14 protein-coding genes are annotated in these 18,820 nt (G+C 46.8%); 3 read left to right on the forward strand and 11 right to left on the reverse strand.

All coding sequences use genetic code 11. From position 1 onward, the window contains the following. Positions 1-161: 161 nt before the first annotated feature. The 5 genes from LZZ85_RS19935 to LZZ85_RS19955 all read right to left on the reverse strand — a co-directional run bounded on the left by LZZ85_RS19935 (position 162) and on the right by LZZ85_RS19955 (position 7,161). The gene (locus LZZ85_RS19935) at positions 162-3,329 is read right to left on the reverse strand and encodes an efflux RND transporter permease subunit (protein ID WP_237875118.1); all 3,168 of its coding nucleotides are present in this window, start codon (positions 3,327-3,329) and stop codon (positions 162-164) included. Between the two features lie 27 nt (positions 3,330-3,356). Then, on the reverse strand, positions 3,357-4,433 hold the full coding sequence (locus LZZ85_RS19940) for an efflux RND transporter periplasmic adaptor subunit (RefSeq protein WP_237875119.1): 1,077 nt from the start codon (positions 4,431-4,433) through the stop codon (positions 3,357-3,359). 42 nt (positions 4,434-4,475) lie between these two features. Beyond that, positions 4,476-5,867 carry a TolC family protein gene (locus LZZ85_RS19945; protein WP_237875120.1) on the reverse strand — a complete coding sequence of 464 codons (1,392 nt, stop codon included), beginning with the start codon at positions 5,865-5,867 and terminating at the stop codon, positions 4,476-4,478. A gap of 13 nt (positions 5,868-5,880) precedes the next feature. Beyond that, positions 5,881-6,498, reverse strand: coding sequence for a TetR/AcrR family transcriptional regulator (locus tag LZZ85_RS19950; RefSeq protein ID WP_237875121.1), 618 nt, complete (start codon positions 6,496-6,498; stop codon positions 5,881-5,883). Positions 6,499-6,561: 63 nt separating this feature from the next. After that, the gene (locus LZZ85_RS19955) at positions 6,562-7,161 is read right to left on the reverse strand and encodes a TetR/AcrR family transcriptional regulator (protein WP_237875122.1); all 600 of its coding nucleotides are present in this window, start codon (positions 7,159-7,161) and stop codon (positions 6,562-6,564) included. Between the two features lie 183 nt (positions 7,162-7,344). On the opposite strand from LZZ85_RS19955, the gene LZZ85_RS19960 reads away from it, so the two are divergent. Further along, positions 7,345-8,343: a phosphotransferase gene (locus LZZ85_RS19960; protein ID WP_237875123.1), complete on the forward strand. Its 999-nt coding sequence runs from the start codon at positions 7,345-7,347 to the stop codon at positions 8,341-8,343. A gap of 256 nt (positions 8,344-8,599) precedes the next feature. Here the strand turns inward: LZZ85_RS19960 and hutU are convergent, their stop codons facing one another. Continuing rightward, a complete protein-coding gene (gene hutU, locus LZZ85_RS19965) occupies positions 8,600-10,261 on the reverse strand; it encodes a urocanate hydratase (RefSeq protein WP_237875124.1) in 1,662 nt (553 codons plus the stop codon). A 119-nt stretch (positions 10,262-10,380) separates the two neighbouring features. Between hutU and LZZ85_RS19970 the strand changes: the two genes are divergently transcribed. Further along, positions 10,381-12,441: a S9 family peptidase gene (locus tag LZZ85_RS19970; RefSeq protein WP_237875125.1), complete on the forward strand. Its 2,061-nt coding sequence runs from the start codon at positions 10,381-10,383 to the stop codon at positions 12,439-12,441. Positions 12,442-12,479: 38 nt separating this feature from the next. Here the strand turns inward: LZZ85_RS19970 and LZZ85_RS19975 are convergent, their stop codons facing one another. Together LZZ85_RS19975 and LZZ85_RS19980 are read right to left on the reverse strand one after the other, a co-directional pair. Continuing rightward, positions 12,480-13,733, reverse strand: a complete 1,254-nt coding sequence (locus LZZ85_RS19975; RefSeq protein WP_237875126.1) for a Na+/H+ antiporter — start codon at positions 13,731-13,733, stop codon at positions 12,480-12,482. Positions 13,734-13,983: 250 nt separating this feature from the next. Continuing rightward, entirely contained in the window at positions 13,984-14,724 is a 741-nt protein-coding gene (locus LZZ85_RS19980) for a DUF6515 family protein (RefSeq protein WP_237875127.1), read from the reverse strand. Positions 14,725-15,066: 342 nt separating this feature from the next. Between LZZ85_RS19980 and LZZ85_RS19985 the strand changes: the two genes are divergently transcribed. Continuing rightward, a complete protein-coding gene (locus LZZ85_RS19985) occupies positions 15,067-15,549 on the forward strand; it encodes a nuclear transport factor 2 family protein (RefSeq protein WP_237875128.1) in 483 nt (160 codons plus the stop codon). A gap of 55 nt (positions 15,550-15,604) precedes the next feature. Here LZZ85_RS19985 and LZZ85_RS19990 read toward each other — a convergent pair whose 3' ends face one another. The 3 genes from LZZ85_RS19990 to LZZ85_RS20000 form a co-directional block, all read right to left on the reverse strand. Next, complete coding sequence (locus LZZ85_RS19990; RefSeq protein ID WP_237875129.1) at positions 15,605-17,536, reverse strand: T9SS type B sorting domain-containing protein; 1,932 nt, start codon at positions 17,534-17,536, stop codon at positions 15,605-15,607. Positions 17,537-17,687: 151 nt separating this feature from the next. Then, positions 17,688-18,191 carry a GNAT family N-acetyltransferase gene (locus LZZ85_RS19995; RefSeq protein WP_237875130.1) on the reverse strand — a complete coding sequence of 168 codons (504 nt, stop codon included), beginning with the start codon at positions 18,189-18,191 and terminating at the stop codon, positions 17,688-17,690. A 213-nt stretch (positions 18,192-18,404) separates the two neighbouring features. Further along, a complete protein-coding gene (locus LZZ85_RS20000; protein WP_237875131.1) occupies positions 18,405-18,779 on the reverse strand; it encodes an HPF/RaiA family ribosome-associated protein in 375 nt (124 codons plus the stop codon). Positions 18,780-18,820 lie beyond the last annotated feature (41 nt).

Here is an 18,820-nt window from a genome sequence, read left to right on the forward strand (position 1 = left end):
GTCTTCGCTCCCTTTGCGATTTTCTTATATCATTGAGCGCCCTGAATTATAAAAAGCCCGGTTCCGCAACAAGGAACCGGGCTCATCATCGATTACATAAAGCCTGTCAATTTCAAAACCAATCTTTGTTTTTATTGCTGATAGATACTGTTGCCTTTGTTTTATATATGCGAGGGAGTAAAACCATCTTCTCCCGGCTCAAATTCTTCTGTCATTTGTTCATCGATCGATTTACCTTTTTTGTTCCTGTTCATCCGTGTTACGATCTTATCGAATACAGAATACATCACAGGTACCACTACAAGTGTCAGGAACAGTGAGCTGATCAACCCTCCGATGATCACCCATGCAAGACCGTTCTTCCATTCTGCACCGGCCCCTTTTGCAATAGCGATAGGCAGCATACCGATCACCATGGCAATGGTGGTCATCAGGATCGGACGCAAACGAGCATGGTTTGCATCGATGAGTGCCTGGTAAGTACTTACACCTTCTGCTTTCCGCTGATTGGTAAAATCGACCAGGATGATCGCATTCTTCGCCACCAGACCGATCAGCATGATCAATCCCAGAATGGTAAACAGGTTAAGCGAATTGTTCGTCAATGCCAGCGCAAGGAATGCCCCGATGATCGCCAGCGGAATCGAAAACAACACCACAAAGGGATATATGAAACTGTTGTACAATGCCACCATGATCAGGTATACCAGCACGATCGCGGCAAGCAAGGCAATACCCATCGAACCAAAACCTTCACTCTGATTTTCCATATCACCGCTCCATACATAGCTCACACCGGTTGGCCGCGGCAGCTTGTCGAACAATGCCTGCCATTCAGCTGCAACAGTACCCGAAGGCCTTCCAACACTTTGTGCTTCGATCGTTACAGATGTACTCTTATCGCGGCGCTCTAACTGACTCGGCCCACTTGCCTCTTTAACCGTTGCAAACTGGGACAGACGAACCTGTTGTCCCTGATCATTGATAAAAAGAAGATTGCTTACATCGCCGATATTCTGCCGGTTGAATTTTTCATAGCGGATATTGATATCATATTCATATTCTCCCTGGCGGAATTTACCATCTGTATTCCCACTGAAAGCAGTTTGCATCGTACTACCCACCGTAGATAATGACAACCCAAGAGAGGCCATCTTATCACGATCCACCTGTACGTTGATCTCCGGATTGCCCGCTTCAACAGACAAACGCATTTCGGTTGCACCCGGGATCTTCTTTAATTCTGCCATAGCTGAATTCGCAAAACGCATTACGCTATCCAATTCGGGGCCGGTTACCACTAACGCTAACGGTGCCTGTTCAGCCGTACCAAGAATACTCACCGGTACGGTTTTCACCTTTGCACCGACCAATACTTTTTGCAGTTCCCGTTTGATCTTCACCGCGTAAATATTCGACTCATCTTCCCTTTCTGTCTTGGGTACCATCTGCACGGTGATCTCGGATTTATAGGCGGTGCTTTGAGTACCGCCGGTACCACCATCGCTACTTTGACCGATGGTGGAGATCAGCTTTGTGATCTCTGGCTTATGCTTCAGGTATTCTTCTGCACGACGGGTCATTTGATTGGTTTGTTCTATCGAAGCGTCTTTAGGCAATTCGATCTGAACAAGGAACTCGCCACGATCCGTTTTGGCAAAGAACTCTGCACCGATAAAGCCGGCGCCAACAAGTGCGAAAGATCCGAAGAATAGCACCAGCATAGCAACAAGAGTTGTCTTCTTATGACCAAGACACCATTTCAAAATACCAGTGATCCAGTTGGTAAAATTATCAAGACCGCGTTCGAATGCAAGAATGATCCTTCCAAAAATATTTTTCCCGGTGATCTTCTCCAGCTTACCAAAACGCGATGAAAGCCATGGAACGATCGTAAAGGAACTTAATAATGAAAGAAGCGTTGCAATGGAAACCGTCACACAAAACTGTTTCAGGATATCTGCGGCAAGCCCTGTACTCAGCGCGATCGGGATAAATACTACCACGATCACTAATGTGATAGAGGTTACAGTAAACCCGATCTCCTTTGTTGCATCATACGCAGCACGAACACGGTTCTTTCCCATCTCCATGTGACGGTAAATATTTTCCAGTACAACGATCGCATCATCCACCAGGATACCTACCACGAGCGATAACGCAAGCAGCGACATCAGGTTGAGCGAGTAACCCAGCAACTGCATTCCAATGAACGTGGCGATCAGTGAAGCCGGAATGGCCACCATTACGATCAACGCATTCCGGATACTGTGCAGGAAGAACAACATTACAAAGGCAACGAGTACGATCGCAAGGATCAGGTCATGGATCACTGCATCAGCTGACTGAAGCGTATATACGGAACTGTCGCTGGCAATATCGATCTTCAGACCGGCGCTGGAATAATCTTTCTGCAGTTTCTCAATGCTGGCAGTGATCTGCTCGCTCACGGACACGGCATTCGCATCAGACTGTTTGATCACCTGCAAGGCGATCGAACTTTGCTGATTTACGCGTGCGAGTTTCTCGACATCTTTTTGCGTATCCTGAACGTCGGCTACATCTTTCAGCCGGACCTGTGAGCCATTCTTTGTAAGAATAACGAGGTTACGTAGTTCTTCGACATTTTTATACTTTCCTGCAAGACGGATCAGGATATCCTGCTCACGCGTTTGCACACTTCCCGTTGGGAAGTCCAGGTTCGATGTAAGAATGATATTCTGCAACTGACCCAGCGAAAGACCAAAGCCCTGTAATTTGACGGCATCGATATTCACCTGGATCTCCCTTTCCTGGCCACCGATCAGGTTTACCTGTGCAACGCCCTGTACACGGGATAATACCGGTGCAATGCGTTTGTCCATCAGGTCAAAGAAGGCCGCTTCATCCATTTTTCCCGAGGCTGATAAGGTCATGATGGGAAGATCATCCAGTGAGAACTTATTGAGCGATGGAGGATCCACATCATCCGGCAGATCGCCGAGGATGGCATTTACCTTACGCTGCGCATCATTCAGTGCATAGTCAACATCGGATCCGCTGTTAAGCGTGATCGTGATGATGGAGAGACTTTCGAATGATTTTGTCTCGAGTTTTTTGATATTCTCCATTGAAGACACCGCGTCTTCGATCTTTTTTGATACAGTGTTCTCTACTTCACTCGGTGAAGCGCCGGGGTATATCGTTGTAACCGATACAACGGAGGGAGAGAACTTGGGAAGCAACTCATAGTTCAGCGAAGTGTAACTAAGTATGCCGCCCAGTATCAGTATGGTGAACAGCACGATCACGAGTGTCGGCCGCTTTATCGATACTTCTGCTATTTTCATGAATCTCTTTTTTTGTAAATGGCCGTGTTATTTCACAATTGATACTTTCGTGCCGTCATTAAGATTGATCTGACCGCTGGTGATCACGGACTCTCCTTCAGAAAGTCCTTGCAATACTTCCACCTGATCTCCCATCACACGACCCGCTATGACCTTTTTAAGTGAAGCTGAACTATCTTTTCCAACAACGAAAAGCTGGTTACTGCTTACGCTTCCGACGAATGATGAACGCGGGATGGTGATCACAGGAGCCTGTGAAGGAAAGCTGAAGATGGCTGTTGCATACATACCTGCTTTTACAAGATTGCCGGGGTTGGCCGCCAGTTCAACTTCGATCGGAAAACTTAATGTAGCATCTGCCTTTGGAGCGATGAAGGTAACTTTACCGGTAAATTCTTTATCCGGGAATACGCTTACATGTATGTTTACTTTATCTCCTTCTTTTAACTGCGCCACCTGTCCTTCGTTTACAGTTGCCTGCAGTTTCAGTCGGGAAACATCTACCAGTTCGAACAACTCTGTCCCGGGAGCCACTACAGCTCCTGGCTCGATGAGACGCTTATTGACAATGCCATTGATGGATGAGCGAACATAAGTATCTCCCACTTTTATCTTTGCCTGGGCAAGTTTTGCTTCGGCATTGCTGAGGGCCAATATTGCCTGGTCCACCTGTTGCTGTGTTACACCGCCAGTTTTGAACGCATTTTCATAACGTTCCTTGTCTTTCTGTGCAACCTGGTAAGCAGCCTGCGCGCTTTCCACATCAACATTCAATTGATCTGCTTTGATGATAGCGAGGGTCTGTCCTTTACTTACACGGCTGCCTTCATCTACCAGCACTTGTGTAACCCGTCCTGAGTTCTCAGAAGAAAAGTTCAATTGTTGCGAAGGAATGAAATTGCCATTAGCGGTAAAGTCCTGCTGAAGAGGTTGCTTCTTCACCTCCACCACCCTCACGGCTACGCTACCATCAGCTTGTGCCACGATGGCTGTTTTCGCTTCATTTTCCTTTTTATTACTGACCAGTACCGACCCGATAGCGAAGCCGGCGGCTGCAATGATCACGATCGTTAAAACGATCCTTACCAATTTCTTTTTGTTCATAACATTTAAGTTGCAGTATAAACGGTTGTTGTTTGTTGTATCCTATTGGGCTGAGACCAGCAGGCTTTTTAACTGTCCCTGTGCTTTTAGTAACTGGATCTGTGCGATCCGGTAATCAAGCAATGCGGACGAATAGTTGTTTTGGGATTCTGTCATCTCATTTTCTGAATTGATCAGATCTGTCAGGCTGGCCAATCCCTGGTTATAGTTATTCATCACGTTGAAATAAACTTCTTTAGCAAGGGCGGCATTCTCTTCCTGTGTTTTCAGGATAAGCTGGTTATTGGTGATCTGCATTTTCGCATTTTCGAAATCTTTATTCAGCGATAAAGACATTTTCGAAAGATCTTCGTTCAGTTTGCGGATGCTGACGTCTGCTTTGCGCACACGTGCGCGTGTAGCAAATCCATTGAAGATGGGGATCTTTAATGTAAGCCCCATTGAAGCATAGTCGAACCAGTTCACTCCCTGACTCGTTCCTTTGAACAAAGGAAACCTGTTACCAAGTCCCTGGTAAGAATAGTTACCCGAAAGCGAAAGGCTTGGATAGTATTCAGCTTTGTACGCCTCTTTCTGGAACTCGAGCAATTTTGCCTGCTGGGTAAGTGTGCGGTATTCCAGCCGCGTGCCGATCTGAAAATCTGCGTCTGCCGCGGCACCGAGTGCGTCAGCAGATCTGTCTTTTGCAGGGATGACAATAGGCAGCTGGATCGGCATTCCCATTGCAAACTTCAATTCGTTCTCTGCAAGGATCACCTGGTTCAATAACTGCTGCCGTTGCGTGTGCAGGTTCGAAAGGTTCACTTTCGTACGATCTACGTCAATTCGTTTGGCGAGTCCATTTTCAAACTGACCGGTGATGATATCGCGGACGCGGGTGGTATTTTTGATATTACTGTCAACGACTGCGATCTTCTGTCGTTGGATCAGGATCTGATAGTAGAGAGATGCGACATTTTCGATCACCTGCTCTTCGGTCAGCTGTGCCTGCAGGCGGTAGTATTCCTGTGTTGACTTTGCGGCTTTCAACCCGGTGAACACGGATTTATCAAACAGTGCCTGTGATACGTTCACACCTGCATTCGCGTTCCATTTCTGGCCGAATGCTACAAGTAATGTAGTGCCGGGCTGACCAACGAAATCACCCGGAAGTGCGCTTTGCTGCAGGATCGGATTGTAGTTCAATGAGGCATTGCCACTTATCTGGGGAAGCGCCCCGGATCTTACTTCTTCAATTTCATAGCCGGCATTTTCCTGGTCGAGGCGCGCTTTGCGTGCATCCTGGTTTGCCTTCAATGCATATTGCAACGCTTTCTGCAGCGTGAGTTCTTCATCAGGCTGCTGTGCCTGCGCGCAGGTCGTGATGAATATACAGCACAACAGCAGCATAAGCCAGTTCTTTTGTGGCTTGGTAAATGGGATTGTTTGTTTCATATAATTGATCAGATCAGTTTTCGAGCGTAATTCCGGACAATTGGCGTTCAACCAGTGCGCGGCCTGATGGTCCGCAGAGCCCGAATAAGAAGTGTGTGATAAAATAGTTCTTCACGGAAAGCGGCGAAAGATGCTGATTACGTTTTCCAATAACGGCGCAGCAATTATCCATCATGAACAAGGCGTTTTCCACAAGTAGTTTGCTATCCCAGTTGTTGGTATAAAATTCTTCTTTCGCACCGCGGGAAAAGTTTTTTTGAAGAAAATCTTCCAGCACGTGTTGTTTGAATTTCATGCATTGCTCGTAAGCCGGGTAGCAATAGGCATGGAGATCCTGCAGGGAGGTCGATTGCCAGGTGATATTTGAATCGATGATATCATTGGTTACGCTGATAAATTCACTGATTGCATTGGCAGAAGATCGCTCTGCGTTTTTGATCGAGTCTTCCAGTACATCGAGGTTGGACTGAACCACTTCATAAAGCAGGCTGGCCTTGTCTGTAAAATGCGTATAGATCGTTTTCTTGGAGATCCCGAGCGATTTTGTAAGCTCATCCAGGCCTGTATTGCGGATACCCTGGCGGATCATCAGATCCCGGGCCGCTGTCAGTATCACGTTTCTTTCTATCATTTCAACATTTTATTTCAACAATTTATTTTGACATTTTTGTCAATTACCGGGCAAAAAAAACAGCTATTTAAATAGCATTTCCAAAATCAGCTCGCGTCTTTCCTTCAGCAGTTTTTTATACTGCTTATCATTCTGATCGAATGCCAGCTGGTACATACCCCGGAAGGTGATCGGATGGCCCATCAGTGAAGTCAGCGTAAGGAAGAAGTGTATTGCGCTGCTCGCCCGGATCGTTCCCTTTTTGCGCTCTTTTTCTACTTCCTTCAGAAAATGACTGATCTTCTCACGCATTTCCTTGTTGTGTGCCTGCTTCTCAGAACCTTCGGAAACATCTTTAATGCTTGTGATCGTATAGATATCCATAAATGGATAATCGAATACAGATTCCAGCAATTCATCGATCATCAGCCCGATCTTTTCCCTAAAGGGAAGATCCATTTCAAAAAGGCGTCCCATGCGTTCCTCTATCTGCTGGCGGGCATCTTTCAATACAAGCTCAAACAAATGATCCCTCGAACGGAAATAATAATTCACCAGCGTCCTGTTCACACCCGCAGCATCGGCAATCTCCTGGGTAGTTGCCCTGAATTTACCTTCCGAAAAGAATAACCTCTTTGCGGTTGCTTTGATCAATTCCTCTGTCTGGCTATCGCGGATCGGCATAGATGATTAACAAAATTGTCAAACAAAAATAATAAACAAAGCTGATCCTCCAAACGCAGGTTTTGGAAGAGCCGGGTTTACTCCAGCATATTTTAAATCTATTGCTGTAAAAAATATTATAAATCAATGATTAACGGGTTATGTCCGGTCACGAAAAAAATATTTCATAAAGTATATTTGTCCATGCAAAACCTGTTTCCCATTTCCTATTCGACCTTATCACCTGATGCACTTGCAGCATTTATCAGTCAGCAATATGACCTGCCCGCTGCAAGTTGCCGCTTCCTGGTCCGGGGCGTGGGGGATACTTACCTGATTGAAACCGGTAAGTCAACATTCATTTTCAGGGTATATCGCTCCTCTCATCGTGGCCATGGAGCGATAGAAGGAGAAACGACACTGTTGAAAGCGCTCCATGCAGCCGGTGTTTCCGTCTCCTATCCTGTTGCAGATAAAAACGGAAGCCTGATCCAGTCTTTCACCGCCGCTGAAGGAAACCGGTATGGCGCGCTGTTCAGTTTTGCTGCGGGGAAAGTGATCCCTGCTCCGAATGACGCCCAACTGCGGAGCCTGGGACATGAGATCGCGAAATTCCACAACGTTTCTTCCTCTATCACCCTCACTGGTGTTACAAGAAAATTTGATCTTCAAACAACATTGTTTGATCCGTTGGACAGAACACGCAGTTATTTTTTGAATGATCAGGAGGGATATGAGTGGCTGAACAATATGGCTGGAAGGATCAAGGCTGCACTGGATAAACTAGATACCTCCGCATTTTCTTCCGGGTATTGCCATTTTGATTTTCTACCGAAGAATTTCCATTTTGACGGTGATAAAGTGACGCTCTTCGATTTTGATTTCCTGGGCTATGGCTGGCTGGTAAACGATCTGATGATTTTCTGGACGCATCTTCAGATGGACCAGCAATTCAATCGCATCACGAAAGAAAGAGCAGAAGACAGTTTCCGGATCCTGATCGGAGCCTATCGTGAGATCCGTCCGGTAACTGATGATGAGCTAAAAGCCATTCCTTATCTGGCTTTGGGGTTCTGGTTATTCTATATGGAGTTTCATTCTACACATGATCAGTTCTATCAATTGATCGCGGAACCTGCAATGTTGAAAATGCGGATAGCATTCGTAAGGCAGTTGATCGAGAGAAACTGGCCGGAGGAATAGTCGGTCCGGTCGCCGGGGCGTAGAAGGAACGCGGCGAACGCAACGATACGCAACGGACGCAACGAAACAGCCATCTTTAATCTTGTATTTTGCCGCACTCACCGGGGCGTAGAAGGAACGCGGCGACGCAACGATACGCAACGGACGCAACGAAAACAGCCATCGTTAATATTGTATTTCGCCGCGCATCGTTGCGATCCGCCGCGTTACGCTTACGCCAGGAAAATATAAAGATCATCAAACCAGCCGGAGTATCTCAACCTAAACTTGCTTCCAGATCCAACCCATGCTCCTTCGCCGTCTCCTTCGCAATTTCATATCCTGCATCGGCGTGACGTATCACTCCCATTCCGGGATCGTTACGTAATACGCGTTGCAATCTTGCGGCAGCTTCCTTTGTTCCATCTGCAACGATCACCATGCCTGCGTGAATGCTGTATCCCATCCCAACACCTCCGCCATGATGTAAACTTACCCAGCTCGCACCACCTGCCGTATTTACCAGCGCGTTCAGCAAAGGCCAGTCGGCCACTGCATCACTACCATCCTTCATCGCCTCGGTCTCACGGTTAGGGCTTGCGACGGAACCGGTATCGAGATGATCTCTTCCTATAACGATGGGCGCTTTTACCTTACCAGAACTAACGAGTTCATTAAATGCCAGCCCTGCTTTTTCTCTTTCGCCCTGCCCTAACCAGCAGATCCTGGCGGGTAAGCCCTGGAATGCGATCTTCTCTTTGGCCAGGCGCAGCCAGCGTTGCAGCCCTGCATTCTCCGGAAACAGCTCTGCGATCACTTTGTCTGTAACAGCGATATCCGCCGGATCGCCGCTTAAAGCAGCCCATCGGAACGGTCCCTTGCCTTCGCAAAACAGTGGCCGGATATATGCGGGTACAAACCCCGGGAAATCAAAGGCATTCTCCACTCCTTTTTCCTTTGCACGTGCGCGGATATTATTGCCGTAGTCAAAAGTGATCGCTCCTTTCTGCTGCAGCTCCAGCATCAGTTGTACGTGCCGCACCATGGAATTGTATGCGTTGGCAATATATTCATCCGGGTTTTCAGTCCGCATTTGTTTCGCATGATCATGGCTAAGCTCATGTGGCCAGTATCCGATCAGCGGATCATGTGCCGATGTCTGATCAGTCAGCGTATCCGGAATAATATTTCGCTCCACCAATCTTTCCAGCAGATGAACTGCATTGCATAATACACCAATAGAAACCGTCACCCCGGCTGCTTTTGCCTCTACGGCGCGATCGATCGCCCGATCGATATCTGTGATCTTTTCATCAAGGTATTTTGTTTCAAGGCGCTTGTCTATTCTCCATTCTTCTACTTCTGCGATCAGCGCCACTCCTTCATTCATAGTGATCGCCAGCGGCTGCGCACCACCCATTCCTCCCAATCCGGCCGTAACATTCAATGTGCCTTTTAAGGTACCTCCAAAATGTTTTGCCGCAGCAGCTGCATAGGTTTCATAGGTGCCCTGAACGATACCCTGGCTGCCGATATAGATCCATGACCCCGCAGTCATCTGTCCATACATCATCAATCCCTTCTTTTCCAACTCATCAAAATGCTGCCAGTTTGCCCAGTTTGGAACCAGTTGTGAATTACTGATCAGCACCCTCGGCGCATCAGGATGCGTTTTCAGGATCCCTACAGGCTTACCGCTTTGCACAAGCAGGCTTTCATCATTTTCCAGGATCTTTAATCCCTGGATGATCTTGTCCAGTGCATCAAAATTACGGGCAGCCTTTCCCCTGCCTCCATAAACGATCAGGTCTTCCGGTCGCTCTGCCACATCAGGGTCCAGATTATTCAGCAACATGCGAAGTGCGGCTTCCTGCACCCAACCTTTGCAGTTTAAACGGGTTCCTGTGGGCGTTTTATATTTTATCGGATCGTAAGGCATGACAATTCGTTTATCGTGATTAAATTGTTGCCTGCAATGTAAGGCATTTTCTTTTTGGAGCAGGACAGTCGCCTCAGCCTTCCTGCGCATTAAATACTTTCATAAAACCATAAAAATCTATGAAGTTCTTTTCCCTGCTGATCTTTTTACTATTGGTAAAAACCGGTATATCCCAGAAACAAGCGTCTATTTCCTTTGAAAAATGGATCAGCCTGAGATCTGCGGGAAGTCCCCAGATCTCCCCCGATGGTAAAACGGCGATCTACTCTGTGAATAGCACTGACTGGGCAAATAATACCTACGACAGCGAGATCTGGATGGCAAAGGAAAATGAAGAACCCATTCAGCTGACACGTACCGCCAAGGGAAGCAGCTCGGGTGCAAGATTCACACCAGACAGCCGTTTTATCAGTTTTCTTGCGGACCGTGGTGATAAAACTCAACTTTATATCATCGCGGTAAAGGGAGGCGAAGCGTTGCAGGTGACAAAAGATGAGGACGGGATCAGCAGTTATGAATGGAGCCCGGATGGTAAACAAATTGCTTATCTCAAAACTGAACCTGAAAGTAAAGATGATAAATCGATCAAAGAACGGTACGGTGCATTTGGTATTGAAGGAGAAGAATTCAGGCAAAGTCATTTGTGGCTGCTGAACTTTCACTATGATTCCATATTGCTGGCCGGGCAGCTTCCCTGCTATACGTCCAAAGACACAGCAAAGACAGCGGCGGTCAGCAGCCAGCCTTGCTTTACTTTGCCTAAGGCAACCAGGCTGACAGAAGGTAAATTCACTGTTACCGGCTTCTCCTGGCATCCTGCCGGAAAGCAGATAGCCTTCAATCGCCAGAAAGATCCCCTGATCAATTCCAGCATCACTGCAGATATAGCATTGCTTGATGTAGCTGCTAAAACCGTTAAGACCGTGGTGAGTTCCCCTGTATCTGATTTCTTTGGCAGATGGAAGCCGGACGGCACCGCATTCGTATACAGCTCATCCAATTCGGATACCGCTTCCTTTTACTATCTGAACAACCGGGTACTGGTATATGATCTGGCCACCGGCAACAGCAAAGAGATCGCGAATGATATTGACGAAAATAAATCGATCGTCAGTTGGGGCAGCCAGGGTCTTGTGATCAACGTAACACAACAGGCAAAACAAAAACTGTACATCGCAGATCCTTCAGAAAATAAAGTAACGCCGATTGACATACCTCTCGACCTGGTGAATAGTGCAGACTTCTGCAAAACAAGTAATGCAATGGTGATCACCGGCCGCAATTATGCAGATCTGTCGGAAGTGTTCTGGCTGCAACCCGGTCAACCAATGAAAAAGATCACATCGGTAAATGATCAGATCAAGGGATGGAATGTGCCTGTAAACGAATTGGTACAGTGGAAAAGTAAGGATGGTACAAAGATCGAAGGTGTATTACTCAAGCCGGCGAATTTCGACAAGAACAGAAAATATCCTTTGCTGGTGGTGATCCACGGCGGACCGACGGGCATCGATCTTCCTGAGCCCACACCTACTTATGTTTATCCAATTATGCAATGGGTAGAGAAAGGTGCGGTAGTGTTGCGTGTGAACTATCGCGGCAGTGCAGGTTATGGCGAAAAATTCAGATCACTCAATGTCCGTAATCTCGGCGTTGGTGATATGTGGGACGTGATGAGCGGCGTTGATTTTATTCAGAAACAGGGTTTTGTTGACACATCCCGTATGGGTTGTATGGGATGGAGCCAGGGTGGCTATATTTCTGCATTTCTGACAACAAACACGACTGCATTTAAAGCCATCTCTGTAGGTGCCGGTATATCCAATTGGGTGACATACTATGTGAACACAGACATCACACCATTTACCCGTCAGTATCTCAAAGCCGATCCATGGAAGGATATGAACGTGTACCTGAAAACATCACCGATGACCAATATTACCAAAGCACGTACGCCAACATTGATACAGCACGGTGAGTTTGACAAACGCGTTCCCATTCCGAATGCATACGAGCTTTATCGCGGTTTGCAGGACAGAAATATCCCATCAAAACTGATCGTATACAAAGGATTTGGCCATGGCATTACCAAACCCAAAGAACGCCTCGCTGCTATCTGGCATAACTGGGAATGGTTTAACAGGTATGTGTTTGGAGAGGTGGAGGAGATGCCGAGGTGAGGTTTGGGGAGTGAGAGGTTTGGAACCTTCTAGACCTCTCACTCCCCCTCCTTCCTCTTCAACCACCTGATCAGCCATGGAAGCGTCAGCCCCTGTCCAACCAGCGTAAACAGCACAACAGCTACGGAGATAAAGATGATCGCATTTCGCATAGGAAAAGGAGTTCCATCCTGCAGATGTGTGGGCAGACCGATCGCGATCGCGAGCGATACGATACCACGCATACCGGACCATGAAATAATGAGGCTGTTCTTAAAATCATACAGGGCATTCACGGTAACACGCGAATGTCCTTTTTTATAGGCGCGTTCAAGGTTCACCTGTTGCATATACACTCTGAAAAAACGTAAAAGCAGCGCCGCGACGGTGATCGCTAATGCATACAAGGTATAAGGGAGAATGTGCTGAGGTTTGATGCTTCGCGCGATATAGGGGAACTCCAGTCCTATCAGAATAAAGATCAAACCATTCAGCAGGAAGATGATGATCTCCCATATACTTTTTGACTGCGTCTTCATTTGCTCTGGCAATATTTTCTTGCTGAAACGCGCAATGGAAAGTCCGAGTATCACTACAGCGATGACTCCGGACACATTCAATTCTTCAGCAAGCCGGTAAGTAACAAAAGGCATCAGCAGCATAAAACTGATGGCAACCGTATTGTTATGCTGCACACGTTTGATGATAAATGATAGAAGCTTACCGCAAACAAAGCCAACGAGGAATCCACCGGCCATAAGGACAAGAAAGTTGAGCGATGCTTTCCAGAATACAAATACAGATCCTGTAACAGCAGCAACGGCAAAACGGTATGCCACCAGAGCAGACGCATCATTGATCAGGCTCTCCCCTTCCAGGATCGTACTGGTTTTTTGAGAAAGTCCAAGCCCTCTGGTAATGCTGATCGCGGCCACCGCATCTGTTGCTGAAAGTATGGCGCCAAGTACAAAAGCGAGTGGCCAGGTCATTCCGGGTATAAGGTAATGTGCCACTACGGCAATTCCCGACGCGGTAAGAAAGACCAGAGAAACAGCCAGCGTACCGATCGTATTCCGATGGATTTTAAATTCCTGGAAAGAAATATTGAAAGCGGCATCATACAGCAACGGCGGCAGGAAGATCAGGAAGATCACTTCAGGATTTATTTCTATCTCGGGGATCGAAGGAATAAATCCGATCGCAATACCCGCACAGATCAGCAGGATCGGATAAGGGATCTTTACCCGGTCAGCCATTGCCGACAAACCGATCATCACCGCAAGAATAAAAATGACAATACTATAGTTCTCCATTTGAGCACCGAATATAGCTCATTTCGTTGTCCGTTGTCCGTTGTCCGTTGTCCGTTGTCCGTTGTCCGTTGTCCGTTGTCCGTTGTCCGTTGTCCGTTGTCCGTTGTCCGTTGTCCGACTCAAATCAAAAGAGAGGGATTATCGTTTTCCAAACGATAATCCCTCTCTTTTGATTTGTATATAAAGATGCAATTCTATTCCACCTCCTTTGAATTCCGGACAACGGACAACGGTCAACGGACAACGATCCTCATTTCCCGACGATCTTATAGGAGATCGTATTCTTCCCAACTACTTCCTCATAATAGATATCATCCGGAGATACAAAATATTTCTGACCATTTACAACAACCGTACGACAATCGGAAGGAAGTTTATCTACGATGTCACCGATCTGCGGGCCATTATCTTCAGGTTGATCATCGATAGATCCATCATCCGTGTTTACTTTTCCATCTTTTCCTACAACAGTATACCAGATCTCACTGTTGTCTCGGATATCTTCTTTATAATAAGTGCCGTCGAGCTCATACAGTTTCTGGCCATTGATCACGACCACTTTTGCATCTTCCGGAAGCTCTGGCACAGATGCCCCCATCGGTGCATCCACTACATCATACGTATCCTTTTTTGAACCCTGCCGGTAATAGGTGCCGCCATAGTAATAATAAGGCGCTCCACCCGCATAAATATTCCTGTACCCGCGTGGCAACACATTTATACTGATGCCTATCGGTGGTGCAACAACGCGGAGGTAACTTCCATAGGGACGGTAATAATAACCTCCGTAATAATGATAGTTGACACCCCTGTATGGGTATACTGTCCGCGGGCCGGCAAAAAAATTAAAGCTTACTCTTGCTCCGCGATGAGGTGCATAACCGTATCCGGAACGGGGATGATACACACGACCACGCTGTGCTGAAACATCCTGAAGCAGGATCATCGATAATGCTGCCAGGCAAAGAACACGTATTAAAGTTGGCTTCATTTGACGCTGTTTTATGTACATAAATGTAAAAAAGGGTTTGAGAAAAGTGAAAGTTTAATGGTTAATACTAAGCTAAACACGAATGGCCGCGAATGAGACGCGAATGGCCGCGAATAAACGCGAATGCGAACAGCCTACAGACGACGGGGCAGCCTTTGAAGTTGTATAGTTCAGTGGATTGATTAACTGTAAGTAATGTTTTAACAAATTTCAATAAGTCTGGCCCGGGAACCTCTTGAAAGGAAAACGGTTCGTCGTTTCAAAAGAGAGGTTTCAACACTGAAAGAGCCCTTTTAGTCATTTTAGTTTGCGGATGGCAGGATGCACCATTACCTTTAAAACATGAATAGCATAAAAATATTTACAACAGCTTTTATATTTCTTTGCGGCCTTACGGTAAAGGCTCAACAGCAGGCCTCTGCTGGAAAAGCCTCATATGTTCCGGATGACCGGACCCTATTTAATACGATCGTAAGAATGGACAGCATTTTCTTTGACGCCTATAATAAGTGCAATGTGGATCTGCAAACGGCTATCTATGCAGACTCACTGGAATTCTATCATGATAAGGGAGGTTACTCCACTTCAAAAGCAGATGTGCTTGCCGCAACAAAAAGAAATATCTGTGATAAAGTCACAAGAACGGTTGTTCCCGGTAGCATCGAAGTATATCCCATTGCTGGCTTTGGCGCGATCGAAATCGGCTTGCACCGTTTCTTTAATAAACAGGAACCCGATGCTCCTCAGCACGACAGTAAGTTCATTATTATCTGGAAACAAACCGGCAGCGACTGGAAGATAACACGTGTTATAAGCCTGCACTGATAGTACCGTGCTTTAAACTTTTTTGATGGTAAATAATGATTGATCCATCTTACTGTTATCTTGTTATAAGAACTGTTCCTTTTAACAATACACCACCTTCTTTCAGATCAAGAATATATACATACACTCCCATCGCCAAAGGCTGCCCTTTGAACTTGCCGTCCCAGTGCACATTCGATTTTTTCGCCTGGAACACCAGGTGCCCCCAGCGATCGTATACGGCCAGTTCAAAATTAGGATACGCACTCAGCGCAGGAATATACCAGGTATCATTCACTCCGTCTCCGTTGGGCGTAAATGTATTCGGAACAAACACGTCCTTGTATACAAATACTTTTACCGTATCCGTTGCTTCACCGCAGCCATCGTTTGAAGTCACTTTTAATACATAGGTCGTATCATGTGGCGGAGTGATGACAGGTTGCAGTACGGATGGATTGTTCATATACAACACCGGTGTCCAGCTGATGCTGAGATTTTCGCCTGTGGCAGTTCCTGTTAATTGCGCAGATGTTCCCTGTACGATCCATTTATCTTCACCCGCATTTGCGGTGGGCTTATGCGTGACCCGGACAATTGATTCGGCAGTATCGCGGCAGCCAAACTGATTTGCAACGATCACCTGGTAGGTGATGTTGTTGACCGGGCTGGCAAAAGGATTTGAAATGCTGGTGCTTGACAAACGTGTCGCCGGAGACCATTCATAAGTAGTCCCTCCCTGAGCTGACATCTGAACGCTTGTCCCTTCGCAGATAGTAGTGGTATCGAAACCTGTTGTCGCAAGCGGATTGGGATTTACAATGGCTTGTATCGAGCCACTGGAAGCGCAACCGGCGTCATTGGTAACAGTTACGTTGTATTGTCCGCTTTGCGCAGTTTGAGCCAGCGGGAATGAGAGAGAAGGATTGGTAGATTGAAAACCGGCAGGGCCTGTCCACGCATATTGAACGCCATCCGACGCATTCAGGGTCAGCTGGTCGTTTTCGCAAACCGGTGCATTTGTCTGAAGGTTGATCACCGGATAAGCAGCTACCCGCACACTCAATACACCAGATGCCACACGGCATTGCGGTGTTCCCATATTTCCCTGTTCAGCAGCTGTAAGACGAAAATTATAGTTACCCGTATTGGTATTGGCCGGGAAATTTCTGATCAGTGTTGTAGTTGTCTCACCCGGAATATCTGTCCAGCTCCCGCCATTGATCCGTTGCTGCCATTGAAAGCTCGGATTGTTGAACCCTGCCGAAACTGTGCAATTGAATTCAAACTGACCTGCCGAACCCTCGCAAAGATTTACGTTACTGTTTACATTGCCGGTGATCGTCGGCCGTAATTGCGGACCACAAGGCCGGAAGGTGATATCATCCAAAGCAATATCATTTCCGCAACCTCCCTGGGCATTATTGAAAATGCGGAGAACCACATCCTGAACGTTATTAGGCGTTGTAAAGAAAAAACCGAACTGCTTCCAGTCGGCAGTGGCCGGTTGCGGCAGATCATTGGTATTATACGTCTGAAGCACGGTGCCATCCGTTCTTTCTATGCTGAAGGTCAGATTGGGGAGGATCGGGTTCGGGCTGCAGGAACCGGGTGATTGCACATTCATCAGCCAGGCAGCAAATTCATAGGTCGTACCGCCACACAGGCCTTTCACCGTATCTATATAGAAGGCACTCGGCTGGTATGAGGCATTCACCAGCATAAAATACCCACCGGCATCACCGGTATGATCACGCGCCAGTGTATGCCAGCTATTCGTAAAGCAGGCAATGGTGTTGTTCCGGACGCTGTAAAAACCATCATTCGGGCAATCCGCTGCGGTATACTGATACGCTGTTGTCGCCGCCTTGAGAGGAGCACCGGGATTTGGCCCCGCGCCAAAAGTGATGTTGACGATCGGATCGCCAAGACTACCCTGGCAAAGCTGGGCGTTCAATGTGGCGCTGCAAAACAAGAACAGGCAAAAGATTCCGGCAAATTTCCTCATCAGCGAAAAATATTCCTTTAAGACACGGAAAATAGGTAGAAAGTACCAAAGAATAGAATCGATGATCGTCTTCGACCGGTAGGCTTAAGATAACGCTCTACCGGTCCAATCTTAAATAATGCCTGATTGTTGGGCCTGCACCACCCGTCCTTTATGGTACCAGCCTCTTTCCCAAGATCGCAAGTCCATATTCCTTTCCATCGAGAACAGCAATGTCCGGAAGTGTCCCCCAGTCGTCAAATCCCAAATTCCTGAACAATTTAAGGCTGGGGCCGTTATGGCTAAAAATAAATCCGAGAAGTGTTTTGATCTGGAATCTGGGTGCCGTGTTGATGCAATATTGAAGGATCTGCCGGCCAAGTCCTTTCCCCCTGTGTTTTGAATCGATATAGATGCTGATCTCAACCGTAGCATCATAAGCAGGTCTGCCATAGAACGACTGGAAGCTGACCCAGCCAAGAATATCTCCCTCTTTATTCTCCACCATCCATAGCGGCCTGTTCCCTGTGTGTTCGTCAAACCATTCTTCCCGGCTTTCAACAGACACCGGCTCCGTATCTGCAGTTACCATCCTGGAGGCTATTGTTGAATTGTATATTTCTACGATTTTAGAAAGATCATTTCTTGCCGCGTCTCTGTATTTAAGTTCGTTCATGTATTTGCTTGTGCGCGCAAATCTACTACAATGTATCGAAGCATTCTTCTGATCCCGTTTCGGTGCTGGCTAATACTTTAATGACGTAAGAGCTAACGCAAAGAGCGCGAAGTAAGCCGCAAACGACACAAAGAATTATTCATTTCATCTCTGCGTCGCTTGCGGCTTAATTCGCGCTCTTTGTGCGCTTATGCGGGTGAGCTTGTCGTAACCTTACTTCACCACATCTTCCAGTTCTACATCATCCTCTCCGCCTTCCATTAGCTGATCCTGTATGCGGATTGCGTCGGCCTGGCGGGCATCTACGTGCTTATCGCGGGCCTGTTTCAACATTTGGGTCAATATATCCACACATTCGCTGGCGGAGGTTTCAAAATGCTGACTGTGTTTCTTCACAAAATGGTCATTTCCCGGTACTTCAAGCCTGATCTCACAGTAATCACTTTCAGGACTTCCAGCAGCACCCTTATACAGCACTACGTTAGCCCTGACAATACGATCACTCTTCAGGTTATTCAGTTTTTCCCTGATAAATCCTTCCAGAGCATCACTTGCTTTGAATCCCAGTGATTGAATAATTATATCCATGATTTGATTGTTTTGCGTACGAAGTTCCATTATTATGCCAG

This window comes from Terrimonas ginsenosidimutans, assembly GCF_022012415.1.
In the GTDB taxonomy this organism is placed as follows: domain Bacteria; phylum Bacteroidota; class Bacteroidia; order Chitinophagales; family Chitinophagaceae; genus Terrimonas_A; species Terrimonas_A ginsenosidimutans.

Bases quoted from the DNA above. Each gene is read 5' to 3' on its own strand.
- LZZ85_RS19935 (WP_237875118.1), bottom strand. From the start codon at position 3,329: ATGAAAATAGCAGAAGTATCGATAAAGCGGCCGACACTCGTGATCGTG.
- LZZ85_RS19940 (WP_237875119.1), bottom strand. From the start codon at position 4,433: ATGAACAAAAAGAAATTGGTAAGGATCGTTTTAACGATCGTGATCATT.
- LZZ85_RS19945 (WP_237875120.1), bottom strand. From the start codon at position 5,867: ATGAAACAAACAATCCCATTTACCAAGCCACAAAAGAACTGGCTTATG.
- LZZ85_RS19950 (WP_237875121.1), bottom strand. From the start codon at position 6,498: ATGATAGAAAGAAACGTGATACTGACAGCGGCCCGGGATCTGATGATC.
- LZZ85_RS19955 (WP_237875122.1), bottom strand. From the start codon at position 7,161: ATGCCGATCCGCGATAGCCAGACAGAGGAATTGATCAAAGCAACCGCA.
- LZZ85_RS19960 (WP_237875123.1), top strand. From the start codon at position 7,345: ATGCAAAACCTGTTTCCCATTTCCTATTCGACCTTATCACCTGATGCA.
- hutU (WP_237875124.1), bottom strand. From the start codon at position 10,261: ATGCCTTACGATCCGATAAAATATAAAACGCCCACAGGAACCCGTTTA.
- LZZ85_RS19970 (WP_237875125.1), top strand. From the start codon at position 10,381: ATGAAGTTCTTTTCCCTGCTGATCTTTTTACTATTGGTAAAAACCGGT.
- LZZ85_RS19975 (WP_237875126.1), bottom strand. From the start codon at position 13,733: ATGGAGAACTATAGTATTGTCATTTTTATTCTTGCGGTGATGATCGGT.
- LZZ85_RS19980 (WP_237875127.1), bottom strand. From the start codon at position 14,724: ATGAAGCCAACTTTAATACGTGTTCTTTGCCTGGCAGCATTATCGATG.
- LZZ85_RS19985 (WP_237875128.1), top strand. From the start codon at position 15,067: ATGAATAGCATAAAAATATTTACAACAGCTTTTATATTTCTTTGCGGC.
- LZZ85_RS19990 (WP_237875129.1), bottom strand. From the start codon at position 17,536: ATGAGGAAATTTGCCGGAATCTTTTGCCTGTTCTTGTTTTGCAGCGCC.
- LZZ85_RS19995 (WP_237875130.1), bottom strand. From the start codon at position 18,191: ATGAACGAACTTAAATACAGAGACGCGGCAAGAAATGATCTTTCTAAA.
- LZZ85_RS20000 (WP_237875131.1), bottom strand. From the start codon at position 18,779: ATGGATATAATTATTCAATCACTGGGATTCAAAGCAAGTGATGCTCTG.